At 55.2% G+C, this 14,610-nt stretch carries 14 protein-coding genes; 6 read left to right on the top strand and 8 right to left on the bottom strand.

What is annotated here, in order from left to right:
* Window positions 1-4: 4 nt before the first annotated feature.
* The gene (locus ABGB15_RS20465; RefSeq protein ID WP_152082975.1) at window positions 5-1,000 is read right to left on the bottom strand and encodes an acyltransferase; all 996 of its coding nucleotides are present in this window, start codon (window positions 998-1,000) and stop codon (window positions 5-7) included.
* Window positions 1,001-1,184: 184 nt separating this feature from the next.
* On the opposite strand from ABGB15_RS20465, the gene ABGB15_RS20460 reads away from it, so the two are divergent.
* The 3 genes from ABGB15_RS20460 (at window position 1,185) to glyS (ending at window position 4,641) form a co-directional block, all read left to right on the top strand.
* On the top strand, window positions 1,185-1,490 hold the full coding sequence (locus ABGB15_RS20460) for a YsaB family lipoprotein (RefSeq protein ID WP_215723831.1): 306 nt from the start codon (window positions 1,185-1,187) through the stop codon (window positions 1,488-1,490).
* A gap of 160 nt (window positions 1,491-1,650) precedes the next feature.
* Window positions 1,651-2,562 (top strand): glycine--tRNA ligase subunit alpha, encoded by a 912-nt coding sequence (glyQ, locus tag ABGB15_RS20455; RefSeq protein ID WP_003860141.1) that lies wholly within the window; start codon window positions 1,651-1,653, stop codon window positions 2,560-2,562.
* Between the two features lie 9 nt (window positions 2,563-2,571).
* Window positions 2,572-4,641, top strand: a complete 2,070-nt coding sequence (gene glyS / locus ABGB15_RS20450) for a glycine--tRNA ligase subunit beta (protein ID WP_215723830.1) — start codon at window positions 2,572-2,574, stop codon at window positions 4,639-4,641.
* 93 nt (window positions 4,642-4,734) lie between these two features.
* Here the strand turns inward: glyS and ABGB15_RS20445 are convergent, their stop codons facing one another.
* Window positions 4,735-5,172 (bottom strand): hypothetical protein, encoded by a 438-nt coding sequence (locus tag ABGB15_RS20445; protein WP_215723829.1) that lies wholly within the window; start codon window positions 5,170-5,172, stop codon window positions 4,735-4,737.
* A 598-nt stretch (window positions 5,173-5,770) separates the two neighbouring features.
* Here ABGB15_RS20445 and ABGB15_RS20440 point away from each other — a divergent pair.
* Window positions 5,771-7,390, top strand: a complete 1,620-nt coding sequence (locus tag ABGB15_RS20440; protein WP_215723828.1) for an ABC-F family ATP-binding cassette domain-containing protein — start codon at window positions 5,771-5,773, stop codon at window positions 7,388-7,390.
* Window positions 7,391-7,428: 38 nt separating this feature from the next.
* Here the strand turns inward: ABGB15_RS20440 and ABGB15_RS20435 are convergent, their stop codons facing one another.
* Window positions 7,429-7,716 (bottom strand): HTH-type transcriptional regulator, encoded by a 288-nt coding sequence (locus ABGB15_RS20435; RefSeq protein WP_152082980.1) that lies wholly within the window; start codon window positions 7,714-7,716, stop codon window positions 7,429-7,431.
* Between the two features lie 332 nt (window positions 7,717-8,048).
* Between ABGB15_RS20435 and ABGB15_RS20430 the strand changes: the two genes are divergently transcribed.
* Together ABGB15_RS20430 and cspA are read left to right on the top strand one after the other, a co-directional pair.
* A complete protein-coding gene (locus ABGB15_RS20430; protein ID WP_152082981.1) occupies window positions 8,049-8,759 on the top strand; it encodes a DUF3053 domain-containing protein in 711 nt (236 codons plus the stop codon).
* A 241-nt stretch (window positions 8,760-9,000) separates the two neighbouring features.
* A complete protein-coding gene (cspA, locus tag ABGB15_RS20425) occupies window positions 9,001-9,213 on the top strand; it encodes an RNA chaperone/antiterminator CspA (protein WP_032615822.1) in 213 nt (70 codons plus the stop codon).
* Window positions 9,214-9,271: 58 nt separating this feature from the next.
* Here the strand turns inward: cspA and ghrB are convergent, their stop codons facing one another.
* The 5 genes from ghrB to ABGB15_RS20400 form a co-directional block, all read right to left on the bottom strand.
* Window positions 9,272-10,246 (bottom strand): glyoxylate/hydroxypyruvate reductase GhrB, encoded by a 975-nt coding sequence (gene ghrB / locus ABGB15_RS20420; protein ID WP_215723827.1) that lies wholly within the window; start codon window positions 10,244-10,246, stop codon window positions 9,272-9,274.
* A 24-nt stretch (window positions 10,247-10,270) separates the two neighbouring features.
* Window positions 10,271-11,551 (bottom strand): MFS transporter, encoded by a 1,281-nt coding sequence (locus ABGB15_RS20415; RefSeq protein WP_152082983.1) that lies wholly within the window; start codon window positions 11,549-11,551, stop codon window positions 10,271-10,273.
* A gap of 117 nt (window positions 11,552-11,668) precedes the next feature.
* Entirely contained in the window at window positions 11,669-12,607 is a 939-nt protein-coding gene (locus ABGB15_RS20410) for a sugar kinase (protein WP_215723826.1), read from the bottom strand.
* A 3-nt stretch (window positions 12,608-12,610) separates the two neighbouring features.
* Window positions 12,611-13,360 (bottom strand): sugar phosphate isomerase/epimerase, encoded by a 750-nt coding sequence (locus ABGB15_RS20405; RefSeq protein WP_215723825.1) that lies wholly within the window; start codon window positions 13,358-13,360, stop codon window positions 12,611-12,613.
* Window positions 13,361-13,462: 102 nt separating this feature from the next.
* Window positions 13,463-14,479, bottom strand: coding sequence for a LacI family DNA-binding transcriptional regulator (locus ABGB15_RS20400; protein ID WP_152082986.1), 1,017 nt, complete (start codon window positions 14,477-14,479; stop codon window positions 13,463-13,465).
* Between the last annotated feature and the right edge of the window lie 131 nt (window positions 14,480-14,610).

Below are 14,610 nucleotides of genomic sequence, written 5' to 3'. Positions count from 1 at the left end.
CAGGCTAACTGACATACCTGCGTGTATCGACCCGCTGCAACAGCATCGACAGTAGCAGGCTTACAACCAGCGTGGCGGCGAAAATCCAGACTATGTCCAGCAGCGGCCAGTTTTTAAATTCCACGCCTCGCGTGCGCAGGGCGTGGATCACCAGTGCGTGAAAACCGTAGATCCCCAGCGAGTGGCGCGAGATAAACCCCAGTACAGGAAACGGGCGTTCGTTCAGCGTGTTTTTGACGAGCGTCAGGAGGGATATTGCGCAGATGAAAACCACCGGACCGCAGTACACATACCAGGTGTCAGCGAAGTTACCGCGCCATTGCAGCTCATGTAACGTCCCGCGTGAAATCACAATTACGCCAAGGATAAACAGCGCGCCACACAGCCAGTTTATACCGCGTTTGTGCGTATCCATCATCCCGATGGCACGCCCCAGCATGCCGTACAGCACGTAGTAAAAGGTATCGCCGTTGATGTAGAGGTTGACCGGTAGCCATTCGAAACCGTCGATTTTCTGCGAGACGGTATTTGGGTTTGCCACTATGCCAATCACGACCATCAGCGCCAGCAGCATTTTGCCGCTGACGTTTTTTACCTGAATCAGCGGTGAAACCAGATAAATCACGATAATGGCGAAGAAAAACCACAGATGGTAGAAAACCGGTTTTTGCAGCAAATACTTAAGCGAAAGCCCGGCGCTAATCGAGGTAAACAGGGAGATATAGAGCAATGCGACGGCGCTGTAAAACAGCAGACACGATGCAATGCGGATAAAATGCCTCGGTTGCGCACTCCGCTCGCCAAAAAAGAGAAAGCCGGAAATCATAAAAAACAGCGGCACGCTTACGCGAGATGCCGAGTTAAGAATATTGGCGATATCCCAGTTAACGGGGCTGATACTGTGCGCATTCGTGACGTACCAGGTCGTCGTGTGGATCATCACCACCATCAGACACGCTATTCCTCGCAGGTTATCAATCCAGTTAATTTTTGACTGCATCAGTTCCTCTGTTTTCCTGGTAAAAAGAGTGTGACTGCCATTGCGTAAAAGTCTTCCCTTGGAAAATTCTGAGTTTAATCAGGCGAACTTGTATGAAGCTCGTGAGATTCGCAGAATGACCAACCATAATCTATAAAGGCTTTGATACTAAAAATAACAGCCACAGACCAGGGCGGTAATAAAAATGATGATGAAGCGCATCGCGTCACTCTTTCTGCTGTTTTTACTGGCAGGTTGCAGTGCTTCGCAAGAAGCGCCTGTGCAAAAAGCGCAGCAGAGCAAAATTAGTCCGGCACGCTCCCTGAATATGGAACAGCTCTGTAAAGACCAGGCTGCTCGCCGCTATAATTCCGAGGTAGGGAAAATTGATGTCACCGGGTTTGAGCGTTTCCAGGGCAGCTATGAGCTGAAGGGACATACTGCGCGTAAAGAGGGCTTTATCTGTTCTTTTGATGCGGACGGCCAGTTTTTGCACCTCTCAATGCGTTAACGTGCTCGTATATTCAGCAGCCAGAGCGTTCAGGTGTTCTGGCTAAAAGGCTTATTTCCCAATTTTCCCTAAACAACCCCGTTTCGTACTGTATATCTTGCAGCCAGCGGGTATACTGATCCCTTCCATTTAAAACCACACGTATCCAGCACGAAATACTATGCAAAAGTTTGATACCAAGACCTTCCAGGGCCTGATCCTGACCTTACAGGATTACTGGGCTCGTCAGGGCTGCACCATTGTTCAACCTTTGGACATGGAAGTCGGCGCAGGCACTTCACACCCGATGACCAGCTTACGCGCGTTGGGGCCAGAGCCAATGGCGACTGCCTATGTGCAGCCATCCCGCCGTCCTACCGATGGCCGTTACGGCGAAAACCCGAACCGTCTGCAGCACTACTATCAGTTCCAGGTGGTGATTAAGCCATCGCCCGACAACATTCAGGAACTGTATCTCGGGTCACTGAAAGAGCTGGGTATGGACCCGACCATCCACGACATTCGTTTCGTGGAAGATAACTGGGAAAACCCAACGCTGGGTGCCTGGGGTCTGGGCTGGGAAGTGTGGCTGAACGGTATGGAAGTGACGCAGTTCACTTACTTCCAGCAGGTTGGTGGTCTGGAATGTAAACCGATTACCGGCGAAATCACCTACGGTCTGGAACGTCTGGCGATGTATATTCAGGGCGTAGACAGCGTTTACGACCTGGTCTGGAGCGACGGCCCGCTGGGTAAAACCACCTACGGCGACGTGTTCCATCAGAATGAAGTGGAGCAATCCACCTATAACTTCGAATACGCAGACGTGGACTTCCTGTTCACCTGCTTCGAGCAGTACGAGAAAGAAGCGCAGCAACTGCTGGCGCTGGAAACTCCGCTGCCGCTGCCTGCTTACGAGCGTATTCTGAAGGCCGCCCACAGCTTCAACCTGCTGGACGCCCGCAAAGCCATCTCCGTGACTGAACGTCAGCGCTACATTCTGCGTATTCGTACCCTGACTAAAGCCGTTGCTGAAGCCTACTACGCGTCCCGTGAAGCCCTTGGCTTCCCGATGTGCAACCGAAACAAATAAGAGGCGGCCATGTCTGAGAAAACTTTCCTGGTGGAAATTGGCACCGAAGAGCTGCCACCAAAAGCCCTGCGCAGCCTGGCTGAATCTTTTGCTGCGAACGTGACTGCTGAGCTGGATAACGCTGGCCTGGCACACGGTAAAATTGAGTGGTTTGCTGCGCCGCGCCGTCTGGCGCTGAAAGTGGCAAACCTGGCGGCGTCTCAGCCGGATCGTGAAGTGGAAAAACGTGGCCCGGCGATTGCTCAGGCGTTCGACGCGGAAGGCAAGCCGAGTAAAGCGGCAGAAGGCTGGGCGCGCGGCTGCGGGATCACCGTTGACCAGGCCGAACGTCTGACCACCGATAAAGGCGAATGGTTGCTGTATCGTGCCCATGTCAAAGGCGAAAGCGCAGAAGCGCTGCTGCCGGACATGATCGCAACCTCACTGGCTAAGCTGCCGATTCCTAAACTGATGCGCTGGGGGGCGTCTGACGTCCACTTCGTGCGTCCGGTGCACACCGTGACCTTACTGCTGGGTGATACCGTTATTCCTGCCACCATCCTGGGCGTGGCGTCCGATCGCGTGATCCGCGGCCACCGCTTTATGGGCGAGCCGGAGTTCACCATCGACAATGCTGACCAGTATCCGCAGATCCTGCTGGAGCGCGGTAAAGTAATTGCCGACTACGAGCAGCGTAAAGCGAAAATCAAAGCGGATGCGGAAGCCGCGGCGCGTGAGATTGGCGGCAACGCTGACCTGAGCGAAAGCCTGCTGGAAGAGGTGACCTCGCTGGTGGAATGGCCGGTTGTGCTGACCGCGAAGTTCGAAGAGAAATTCCTGGCTGTTCCGGCAGAAGCGTTGGTGTACACCATGAAGGGTGACCAGAAGTACTTCCCGGTCTACGCCAACGACGGCAAGCTGCTGCCAAACTTCATCTTCGTGGCGAATATCGAATCGAAAGATCCGGTGCAGATTATCTCCGGTAACGAGAAAGTGGTGCGCCCGCGTCTGGCGGATGCGGAGTTCTTCTTCAATACCGACCGTAAAAAGCGTCTGGAAGATAACCTGCCGCGCCTGCAGACCGTGCTGTTCCAGCAGCAGCTGGGCACGCTGCGCGACAAGACTGACCGTATCGCGGAACTGTCCGGCTGGATCGCTCGCGAAATCGGTGCGGACGTTAACCACGCGACTCGCGCGGGCCTGCTCTCCAAGTGTGACCTGATGACCAACATGGTGTTTGAATTTACCGACACCCAGGGCGTTATGGGTATGCACTACGCACGTCACGACGGCGAAGCGGAAGACGTGGCTGTAGCCCTGAACGAGCAGTATCAACCGCGCTTTGCGGGTGACGATCTGCCGTCCAACCCGGTGGCGTGTGCCGTCGCGATTGCCGATAAGATGGACACCCTGGCGGGTATCTTCGGTATCGGTCAACATCCGAAAGGCGATAAAGACCCGTTCGCGCTGCGTCGTGCTGCGCTCGGCGTGCTGCGTATCATCGTTGAGAAGAACCTGAACCTTGATCTGCAAACGCTGACCGAAGAAGCGGTGCGTCTGTACGGCGACAAGCTGACCAACGCGAAAGTCGTGGATGACGTGATCGACTTCATGCTCGGTCGTTTCCGCGCCTGGTATCAGGACGAAGGCTACACCGTCGACACCATTCAGGCGGTGCTGGCGCGTCGTCCGACCCGTCCGGCTGACTTTGATGCGCGTATGAAGGCGGTGTCCCACTTCCGCACGCTGGACGCGGCGTCTGCCCTGGCTGCGGCTAACAAGCGTGTATCCAACATTCTGGCGAAATCCGACGAGACGCTGAACGAGCGTGTGAACGCCGCGACGCTGAAAGAGCCGGAAGAGATCGCGCTGGCGATGCAGGTTGTTGTGCTGCGCGACAAGCTGGAGCCGTTCTTCGCGGAAGGCCGCTACCAGGAAGCGCTGGTGGAACTGGCTGAACTGCGTGACGTTATCGACGCCTTCTTCGATAAAGTGATGGTAAACGTGGACGACAAAGAGCTGCGTATTAACCGCCTGACTATGCTTGAGAAACTGCGCGAACTGTTCCTGCGCGTGGCGGATATTTCGCTGCTGCAGTAAGGCACTCGTTGTTACAAATGCTAAAAACCCGCTTCGGCGGGTTTTTTTATGGGTCTTTTGTAGGCCGGATAAGCGCAGCGTCATCCGGCAGGTTTAGCCGATCGCGACTGTGCCTTCGTCCGTCTGCAGCCAGCGCGGTGCCTTCAGCGTATCGGCAAAGTAGCTGACCAGTTCGCACAGCAAATCTTCCATCACGATTTCAGATTGTCGCGGCAGTGAGCCGTTCATCAGCAACTGCGTAATCTCCTGACAGTAGCGCCCCAGCTGATCGCATTCGGGTTCGAAAGCCGGAAGACGCGACGGGAGTTCCTTAACGGTCAGGCTGGCTTTTAAAGAATCCGGAACAGGATCCAGAAGCGAGGGTTGCAGAAGATTCAGACAGGCATAAAGTCTGCCGTAAAGCGCCATTTTTGGGGCGGGTTCTTCGCAATCTACCAGTGCGTCGATAAAACGTTCGCAGTTATCCGCCAGTTCGGTGAAGTCGGTGGTGTGGTTGAAGGGCAGGGTGAATAAAGAGTCAGTCATTGACATAAATAACCTCAGTGAGTGGTATATCTTCCGCCACGGGAGGTTCCAGGCTCGCTGGTGGCGGAACCGAACAAGGTTGGAACGACTGGCCTCACTGACACCAGCGCGCTTTGCAGCGCCCCTGTCCGGCCCGCCATTGAGATGCAACAGGCCGTACGACACAGAGCCTGTGTCGCCAGTGAAGTGATTCAGGGTTCCAATCCCGGCACCTGATTTTGCAGGTGCAAAGAGAACTTACTGCTCATCAAAACAGGCGGCAACAGTTTTGAGCTATGTCGCTGAGCATATTACCATTTCTGGAAAGAGGCTCGCAAAATTACCGTCTGTTTCCCCTCACCCTAACCCTCTCCCCAAAGGGGCGAGGGGATTGTTCACTGCTCGCATTAATTTGTGGGGATTCCTCAACCCAAAGGGAGAAGGAGTATAAATCGTCCAAAATTTAACCTTGAAATGGTCAACACATTACCGCTATCCTTATCCCCGTTAACTTTCTCGCTCTGGAGCGCCCCCCAAAAATGAACAAACACGACTGATGAATTTCGATCCTTGCTAAACGCCACCGCGTCGGCAGGGGATGTTTTGATTTCATTCAGGAGTGCTTATGGCTCATTTTGCGCAGTCCCCTTCTTTTATTTTGCATCAGGTCACCTGTCAGTTTGCGACGGGCGATATCCTTTTTGGTCCACTGAATCTTTCCCTGGAGCCGTCTCTGTGTGCGCTGGTTGGCCGCAACGGCAGCGGGAAAACGCGTCTGCTGCGTCTGCTGGCGGGGCTGGATGAACCTGCCAGCGGCCATATTGAACGCTTTGGCTCACATGCCTGGGTGGCGCAACAGCACGATATTACTCCGCAGACCACGCTTGCCGAACTGCTCGGGTATGACGCGATTTTTACGGCGCGCAAACGCATCGACAGCGGCGATTACCAGCCTGACGATCTGGAGGTGCTCGACGGCTACTGGGATTTAGCCGAGCGTCTGAGCGAGGCGTTTACCAATGCGAAGCTCCCACCGTTTGACCCGGATAAACTCGCCGGTGAACTCAGCGGCGGCGAGCGCATTCGCGCCCTGCTGTGCAGGGTGTTTACGTCTGAAGCGGATTTCCTGCTGCTGGACGAACCCACTAACCATCTGGATCGACACGGACGGGCGTGGTTCTACGACCAGCTTAGTCGTTACCACGGGGGCGTGCTTGTCGCCTCTCATGACCGGGAACTTCTGGAACAGGTGCCGCGTATTCTTGAACTGAGCGGCTCCGGCCTGCGCAGCTACGGCGGTAATTATGCGGATTATCACACCCAGCGCGATGCTGAACAGCAGGCGGCTCGCGCGGCGCTGGAGCACGCGGCGACGGAGCGCAAACGCACCCGCGCACGCATGCAAAAAGAGCACGATGACAGCCAGCGGCGTTCGGCAAAGACATTACGCACCGTCGATACCCTCAATATCGCCTCGTTTGAACGCGTTAAATACAAAGGCGCGGCAAAGGAACGTATCGGTTCCTGGAAAAAGCAGCATAGCGAGCAAAATGAAGCTCTGAACGCCGCGGTGAATAAGGCACGTGAGCGGGTTGAAGAAGATACGCCCGTGATGTTCACTCTGCCGGGGAGTCAGGTCCCGGAGGGGAAACAGGTGCTGGTTCTGGAGGATCTTGTGCTGCCGCATGTGTCCGTTCCCCCGCTCAACTGGCGGATGGACGGGCCGATGCGCGTGGCGCTAAAGGGACCGAACGGCTGCGGAAAATCGACGCTGCTGAAAGCGATACTCGGCGACATTAGTTCACATTCAGGAACCTGTAAGGTGTCTGTCAGCTGCGCTTACCTCGATCAGCATCTTTCCCGGCTCGATCTCTCGCAGTCGGTCATGACGCATCTCAACCTGGGCAATACGCCCCTGGAGGAGGGCGTATTGCGAACCCGTTTAGCCCAGCTTCAGTTGGGGGCCGACAAAGCCAAGCTCCCGCTGGCGGAACTGAGCGGCGGTGAGCGTCTTAAGGCTGCGCTGGCCTGCGTGTTATGGCGCGCTGAAGCGACGCAGCTCCTGTTGCTGGACGAGCCGACCAACCATCTGGATCTGGCATCGCTCCAGGCAATTGAAGCGGCGCTGGCCGGTTTCCCCGGCGCACTGCTGGTGGTGTCACACGATGACGCGTTTTTAAGAGGGTTAAGGTTGTCGCACGAGTTGGTGTGGGAAGAGACGGGCTGGCGTTGCGTAAGCCTTTAAACACAAGCCCCCGCAGAGGCGGGGGCGTTCAAACTTCACTACGCTATCTGTTTGCTGAGTGCAGGGTTGGCCTGAATCAGGCTCATCAGCTTCAACTCGGTTGGCGTGGGTTTTTCACGTTTTGACTCCCACTCCAGCACCATCGCCACGCTGACTCCCATTGCTCTTGCGAATTCGTCCGTTTTAAGTCCTGTCCCTTTGCGCAATCGCTCAAATTCTGTAAAGGGATTGGATTTTTGTTGCAGAGTAATCGTCTGCGGTACATCTTTAAATATAATCTGTTCCAGGCTGCTCAGCAGCTCAAACTCAGGATCTTTATATTCCATTGAGAACTCCTCATAAATCTCACAGCGGGATCATGAACATCAGAGAGCCAATTAAGAATAGTCCCTAATAGACGGGAAGGATCGTCACGGCAGTGATTAATCGTGCGGTAACCATCGCTTTACGCGTTTCAGCGCGATGGATAGTTATGCTAATTACCTGATTAATCATATGTAGGCTTCGGCTGGTATTTATTTGTAAATGGTAAGAAATAAAACGGCAATAGCCGATTTGCGTGAAAAGGGTATCTTGCGAGGCTGACCTGGACTATCCTTGTCAGCGTCGGGCACGCGTGTGCCGGTGTGCGCTTTTTTGGGTGAAAGGAGTAATAAAAATGGCGACAGGAAAGTCCTGCTCTCGCTGGTTTGCGCCTATTGCGGCGTTGTTAATGGTGGTTAGCCTGAGTGGGTGTTTCGATAAGGAAGGCGATCAACGCAAAGCGTTTATCGATTTCCTGCAGAATACGGTGATGCGCAGCGGCGAGCGTTTGCCAACGCTGACTGCGGATCAGAAAAAACAGTTTGGCCCCTTCGTGTCCGATTACGCCATTCTTTATGGTTATTCACAGCAGGTGAGCCAGGCAATGGACTCTGGTCTTCGTCCGGTACTGGATAGCGTGAACGCCATCCGCGTGCCGCAGGATTATATGACCCAGCGTGAACCGCTGCGCCAGTCCAACGGTGCGCTCGGCGTGCTGAGCCAGCAGTTGCAGAATGCCAAAATGCAGGCAGACGCGTCGCGTTCCGCGCTGAAACAGGGCGAAGATCTCAAGCCGGTGTTTGACAAGGTGTATGAGAAAGTGGTGACGAAACCGTCTGAAGCCCTGCAACCTCTGATTCCGGCCGCGCAGATCTTTACGCAGCAGCTAGTGCAGGTAGGCGATTATATTAATGAGCAGGGTACGCAGGTGAGCTTCGTCTCTAATGGTATCCAGTTCCCGACCTCCCAGCAGGCGAGCCAGTACAATACGCTGATTGGGCCGCTGGCCTCCCAGCACCAGGCTTTTAGCCAGGCGTGGAGCGCGGCAGTCGCCGCCACAGAATAAGATGAATACCCCGCTTCAGGCGGGGTTTTTTATCTCTGTTCAAAATAACGCTTGTCATTCCTCTACCACATCGGTATAACTATGTACGTCGGTTTGTTACACAGACCTAAAGCAGTTTAGTAAAGCAGTCCAGATTGTTATCCATAGATACCCTTCGTAGTGACCCTTCCTTCATCGCTTAAATTCTGTAATGCAACCCATCGCGCCGGAAGGCACAACAAATTTAAATAAGGTAATTTCTATGTCTGGTAAAATGACTGGTCTGGTAAAATGGTTCAACGCTGATAAAGGTTTCGGCTTCATCACTCCTGACGATGGCTCTAAAGACGTGTTCGTACACTTCTCTGCTATCCAGAACGATGGCTACAAATCTCTGGACGAAGGTCAGAAAGTTTCCTTCACCATCGAAAGCGGCGCTAAAGGCCCAGCAGCTGGTAACGTTGTAAGCCTGTAAGGTTTCAACCCAGTAGCACAAAATTCAAAAACCCGCCTTCTGGCGGGTTTTTTCGTTTCTACTGCTGTACTTGCGGGTTAACGCAGTTCTTTTCTACTTTTCCGCTTAGTGCGGTAATCAGGTTATCCACGGCGGTAGCCGCCATGTTGTAGCGCGTTTCATGCGTTGCCGAGCCGATGTGGGGCAGGGCGACGACGTTTGGTAGTTTTAACAGTGGGGAATCCACCGGCAGCGGCTCCTGCTCAAATACGTCCAGACCGGCGGCGTGGATCTCGCCGTTTTGCAGGGCTTCAATCAGCGCTTTTTCATCCACGACCGGGCCACGACCGGCATTAATGAAAATGGCTGATTTCTTCATCTTCTCAAACGCGGCTTTGCCAATCAGGTGATGGGTTTCATCCGTCAGCGGCAGGATCAGGCAAACGTAATCCGCTTCGTGCAGCAGCGTATCCAGCTCGCAGTAGCGCGCGCTGAAACGTTCTTCAGCTTCAGGGTGATGACGACGCGCGTTATACAAAATCGGCATGTTAAAACCAAAATGCGCGCGCTGCGCCAGCGCCAGGCCGATACGTCCCATGCCAACGATACCCAGCGTTTTGCCGTGGACATCCACGCCAAACCAGTCCGGTCCAATGCTTTTTGTCCATTCGCCAGCTTTGACGCGTTCGGCCACTTCCACCACGCGACGGGCCGTGCTGAGCACCAGCGCCATCAGCGTGTCGGCCACGGTTTCCGTCAGAGCATGCGGCGTGTGCATCAGCAGAATTTTGCGCTCGTTGAGTGTATCCACGTCGAAGTTATCGTAACCCACTGAAATGGTTGATGTCGCACGAAGATTCGGCATTTTCTCCAGCAAGGCGACATCCACTTTTTCGCTTGAACCTAACAGACCTTCGGCGCTGGCGAATGCATCCGCGTGCTGCGCCACGGTGTCCGGGCTGAGGTTCTTCACCTGGGTGACGGTGAAGTGTTCTTCCAGGCGTTTTTGCAGATCTTCAGGCAGTGCTTTGTACAAAATGACGGACGGCTTCATGCTAATCTCCGTTGATTTTAAGGGTCAGGCGTGGCGTGCGCCGACGGGAAGTTGTTGATTATTAGCAGGCTTAACAACCAGAGTAAGCCACACTGAGGCGAAAAGCGCCACCCCCATAAAGATGTACGAGGCCGATGGGCTGCCGGTCGCGCCGTTCAGATAGCCCACAAACCACGAGCCGAAGAACGAGCCAAGCGCGCCCATACTGTTGATTAATGCCATCGCGCCACCCGCGACGTTACGCGGCAGCATTTCCGGAATAATGGCGAAGAACGGACCATACGGGGCATACATGGCTGCGCCCGCAATCACCAGCAGGGTGTAAGAGGCCCAGAAATGGTTAGCCCCGACAGCCCAGGAGCCAATAAAAGCAAAAGCAGCGATCAGCAGCAGCGGCCAGACGAAGAGTTTGCGGTTTTGCAGCTTGTCCGATGCCCACGAGGCGACAATCATGGCGATGGTCGCCGCCAGATAAGGCACGGAAGACAGCCAGCCCACTTCCACCATGCCGAGATTTTCGCCACCGCTACGGATAATCGACGGCAGCCACAGCACGAAGCCATACACGCCGATGCTCCAGGTGAAATACTGCATGCACAGTAAAATGACATTACGGGAGCGGAAGGCTTCGCCGTAATTACGTACCGCTTTCAGCCCTTGCTGTTCTTTGTCCAGTTGCGCCTGCAGCGCGGCTTTTTCATCTTCAGAAAGCCATTTCGCCTGTGAAGGTTTATCTTTCACCAGCACCCACCAGCAGAATGCCCAGATTACCGCCGGAACCCCTTCGATAATGAACATCTCACGCCAGCCGAAAGACTGGATCAGGTAGCCGGAAACCACCGACATCCACAGTACCGTTACCGGGTTACCGAGGATCAGGAAGGTGTTAGCACGCGAGCGTTCGGATTTGGTAAACCAGTTGCTGATATAGATAAGCATCGCGGGCATCACAGCGGCTTCAACCACGCCGAGGATAAAGCGGATGGCAGCCAGGGCAGGGATGTTGTTCACCACGCCGGTGAGTGACGCGCAGCCGCCCCACAGGATCAGGCAGACGAAGATCAGTTTGCGCACGCTGCGGCGTTCCGCGTAGATCGCGCCAGGGATCTGGAAGAAGAAATAGCCCAGGAAGAAAAGGGCACCCAACAGCGATGAGATGCCTTTGGTGATACCGAGATCTTCGGTGATCCCGGCGGCGGACGCGAAACTGAAGTTGGCACGATCAAGGTACGCCAGGCTGTACGTGATAAACACGATGGGCATGATGTACCACCAGCGTTTTACTGCATTGGTCGAACTGTTCATAGGCTTGCCTCTGTTGTTGAGGTGAGTACCGCCGTTGTCTGTAGGGTACACGGTGGCTTAATAATGTGGTGTGGCCTGTAGCCCTCACCCTGGCCCTCTCCCTGTGGGAGAGGGAATTCAGACTCCGAGCTGTGCGCGCGTTGGCAGGCCTTCGCTGTCGCCCTGCACCTGAATCGCCAGCGAACCGATTTTGTTGCCCCTGGCAACGGCCTGCTGCAGTGGTTTTCCTTCCAGCAGCGCGCTAATGACCCCGACAGCAAAGCCATCGCCAGCGCCCACGGTGTCGACCACGTTCTCGACTTTAACGGCAGCGACCGCGCCCTGCTCACCACTGGCGGTTTTAAACCATGCGCCATCGGCACCGGTTTTCAGCACCACGGCTTTAACTCCTTTGTTCAGGTAAAAATCGGCGATGCCCTCCGGTGTGTTTTCGCCGGTAAGGATCATTCCCTCTTTGACGCCAGGCAGAACCCAGTCCGCGCTGAATGCCAGACGGTTCAGCTTTTCGACCATTTCCGCTTCGCTGTTCCACAGCACCGGACGCAGGTTCGGGTCGAAGGAGATCGTTTTACCTTGCGCTTTCATTGCTGTTGCGGCGTGTTCCAGCAGTTGATAAGAGCTGGCTGAAAGCGCCGCTGCTACGCCGCTAAGATGAAGATGACGCGCGGAAGAGAAATACGGGGCGTGATAGTCATCCACCGAAAGATGACTTGCCGCTGACCCTTTGCGGAAATATTCCACGATGGGATCGGTTCCATTTTCGACTTTAGATTTAAGCTGAAAACCCGTGGCGAAGCGTCCGTCGAGCGTGACGCCTGCCGCATCAATGCCCTCTTTTTTCAGCACATCGAGAACGAAATGGCCAAAGCTGTCGTCACCCACGCGGCTAACCCAGCCGACGTTCAGGCCCAGGCGCGCCAGGCCGGTAGCAACGTTCAGCTCTGCACCTGCCACGCGCTTCATGAAGTGTTCAACCGCGCTTAGCTCGCCCGTTTCGGTGGCGACAAACATCGCCATCGCTTCGCCAATCGTGATCACATCCAGTGTCTTGTGCATGGTTTACTCCTCACGCAGCAGGTTAACGTAATGGCGGGTAACGGCGGTTAAGTCCGTCCCTTCCAGCGGGAACTCGATACCGCGCGGGGCATCGGCAGGCAGCTGATTGAGCAGATCCAGCCAGCGCGTATCGGCACGATCCGGCGCGATGGCGCGGAAGTTTTCGTTATGCAGGACGGCGGCTTTAACGTGGATATAGCTCACGGCGGGAGCCAGATGACGCGCGGCCTCTTCCGGAGAATCGCCAACCCATAGCCAGTTGCCCATATCGAACGTCAGCGTGACCGGCAGTGCCATCACCCGGCAGGCCGCTTTGAAGCGTTGCATCGGTGCGAGCTGACCGCAGTCGGTCTGGTCGTTTTCCACCACCAGCGCCATACCGCTTTCATTCAGCAGAGCACGCAGGGATTCAAGCGGTTGTTTGTCGCTGAAATGGCCCAGTGAGACCTTTAGCCACAGCGCATTCAGCGTGTTGGCTTCGGCCAGATAACGTGGCAGATCCGGGTTGAGCGTGCCATCAGGCATAAACAGGGCGGCGGGAGCCGAGTAACACGCCAGCAGACCCAGCAGCTCGATGGACTCGGCCAGCGCAGGCAGCGTCAGCAACTCTTCGCTGCTGAACAGTTCGCGGCGGATCTCTACACCATCCGCTCCTGCACCAGCAATGACGGGAAGCATCGCCCGTTGACCGCCTGCCTGTCGCACCTGGTCCGCACCATATGCGGCGGTGACCACTATTATTTTCCTGCCCATTGCCTGACTCCATCGCGTAATCGATAGTATTACGCTAGATGGAACCGGTTCCAAAGAAAAGATCGGGATGTTGAATTTATGATCGCTGTCACGAAGGGAGATTTAACGGGCGGTAGAGCCGCGAACGATCAGCTCGCCGGAAAAAACCTGCTCGCGCACGGCGTCACTGACGCCTTCAATGCGGCGAACCACTTGTTCAACAGCGGCATAGCCGATTTGCCAGGTGGGTTGTTTCAGGGTGGTGATGCCCACGCCCGCCAGCTCGGCCCATTCCAGTTCATCAAAACCCAGCAGACCAATATCACTGCCCCAGTGCAGGCCAATGCGTTTCAGCGAACGGGCGACCTGAAGCGTGAGAGCACCGTTGGCGGAGATCACCGCTTTGCGCATGCCGCGGTGGCGGGTATGGAACTGACGCAGGGTGTTATCAAGCTGGTCGGCTTCGTGGAGGGGTGTTTCGGCATTTTCGGCGATCACGCCGGGATAACGCTCCAGCGTGGCACGAAATGCGCTCAGGCGCTCGCGACGGGTGTTGACCGTGCCCAGCGGTTCGCTGAGGAACAGAATGGCCTCGAAACCCTGTTCGATAAGGTGTTCGGTGGCGGTGGTAGCCGCCTGGGTATTATCCAGCCCGACGACATCGCAGGCAAATTCCGGGATTTTGCGGTCTATAAGCACCATCGGCAGGGAGGATTGTTGCAGGCGGTTCAGGCCTTCTTCGCGCATACCTACAGCATTAACCACGATCCCTTCTACCTGGTAGCTACGCAGCAGATCCAGATAATGAAGCTCCTGATCGACTTCGTTGTTGGTGTTACAGACCAGCGGCGTAAAACCCTTCTCGCGACAGGCGGCTTCAATACCGCTCAGCACGTTGACGGAGTAGGGATTGGTGATATCAGCGATAATCAGGCCGATTAAGCGGGTTCTGCCCCGCTTAAGGCCACGGGCCATAATGCTGGGACGGTAGTCGAGATCGGCAATAGCCTGTTCAATACGAGCCAGTAGCGCGTCGGACAGCAGGTGTTTCTCGCCGTTAAGATAGCGCGAAATGCTTGTTTTTCCGGTTTTTGCGGCTTTCGCCACGTCGCTGATGGTGGCCCGTGTTGATTTGCTCATCGCTGAATTCCCTGAAGTGAGTGAGAACACCTTAGCGGGAAAATCTGCTGAATCAAGTAATTTGCCCGGTGGCGCTGCGCTTACCGGAGGTTGCGGTCTGATGCCCTCACCCCAACCCTCTCCCACGGGAG

Origin of the sequence: Enterobacter sp. MALB-1 (assembly GCF_041021625.1) — a bacterium.
GTDB classification, from domain to species: domain Bacteria; phylum Pseudomonadota; class Gammaproteobacteria; order Enterobacterales; family Enterobacteriaceae; genus Enterobacter; species Enterobacter oligotrophicus.
The sequence above is the reverse complement of the archived record's forward strand: the minus strand, read 5'-3'. Positions and strand labels throughout refer to the sequence as shown.

What these genes read in the sequence shown, in the direction of transcription:
- ABGB15_RS20465 (WP_152082975.1), bottom strand. Translation starts at nt 1,000, where the DNA reads ATGCAGTCAAAAATTAACTGGATTGATAACCTGCGAGGAATAGCGTGT.
- ABGB15_RS20460 (WP_215723831.1), top strand. Translation starts at nt 1,185, where the DNA reads ATGATGATGAAGCGCATCGCGTCACTCTTTCTGCTGTTTTTACTGGCA.
- glyQ (WP_003860141.1), top strand. Translation starts at nt 1,651, where the DNA reads ATGCAAAAGTTTGATACCAAGACCTTCCAGGGCCTGATCCTGACCTTA.
- glyS (WP_215723830.1), top strand. Translation starts at nt 2,572, where the DNA reads ATGTCTGAGAAAACTTTCCTGGTGGAAATTGGCACCGAAGAGCTGCCA.
- ABGB15_RS20445 (WP_215723829.1), bottom strand. Translation starts at nt 5,172, where the DNA reads ATGTCAATGACTGACTCTTTATTCACCCTGCCCTTCAACCACACCACC.
- ABGB15_RS20440 (WP_215723828.1), top strand. Translation starts at nt 5,771, where the DNA reads ATGGCTCATTTTGCGCAGTCCCCTTCTTTTATTTTGCATCAGGTCACC.
- ABGB15_RS20435 (WP_152082980.1), bottom strand. Translation starts at nt 7,716, where the DNA reads ATGGAATATAAAGATCCTGAGTTTGAGCTGCTGAGCAGCCTGGAACAG.
- ABGB15_RS20430 (WP_152082981.1), top strand. Translation starts at nt 8,049, where the DNA reads ATGGCGACAGGAAAGTCCTGCTCTCGCTGGTTTGCGCCTATTGCGGCG.
- cspA (WP_032615822.1), top strand. Translation starts at nt 9,001, where the DNA reads ATGTCTGGTAAAATGACTGGTCTGGTAAAATGGTTCAACGCTGATAAA.
- ghrB (WP_215723827.1), bottom strand. Translation starts at nt 10,246, where the DNA reads ATGAAGCCGTCCGTCATTTTGTACAAAGCACTGCCTGAAGATCTGCAA.
- ABGB15_RS20415 (WP_152082983.1), bottom strand. Translation starts at nt 11,551, where the DNA reads ATGAACAGTTCGACCAATGCAGTAAAACGCTGGTGGTACATCATGCCC.
- ABGB15_RS20410 (WP_215723826.1), bottom strand. Translation starts at nt 12,607, where the DNA reads ATGCACAAGACACTGGATGTGATCACGATTGGCGAAGCGATGGCGATG.
- ABGB15_RS20405 (WP_215723825.1), bottom strand. Translation starts at nt 13,360, where the DNA reads ATGGGCAGGAAAATAATAGTGGTCACCGCCGCATATGGTGCGGACCAG.
- ABGB15_RS20400 (WP_152082986.1), bottom strand. Translation starts at nt 14,479, where the DNA reads ATGAGCAAATCAACACGGGCCACCATCAGCGACGTGGCGAAAGCCGCA.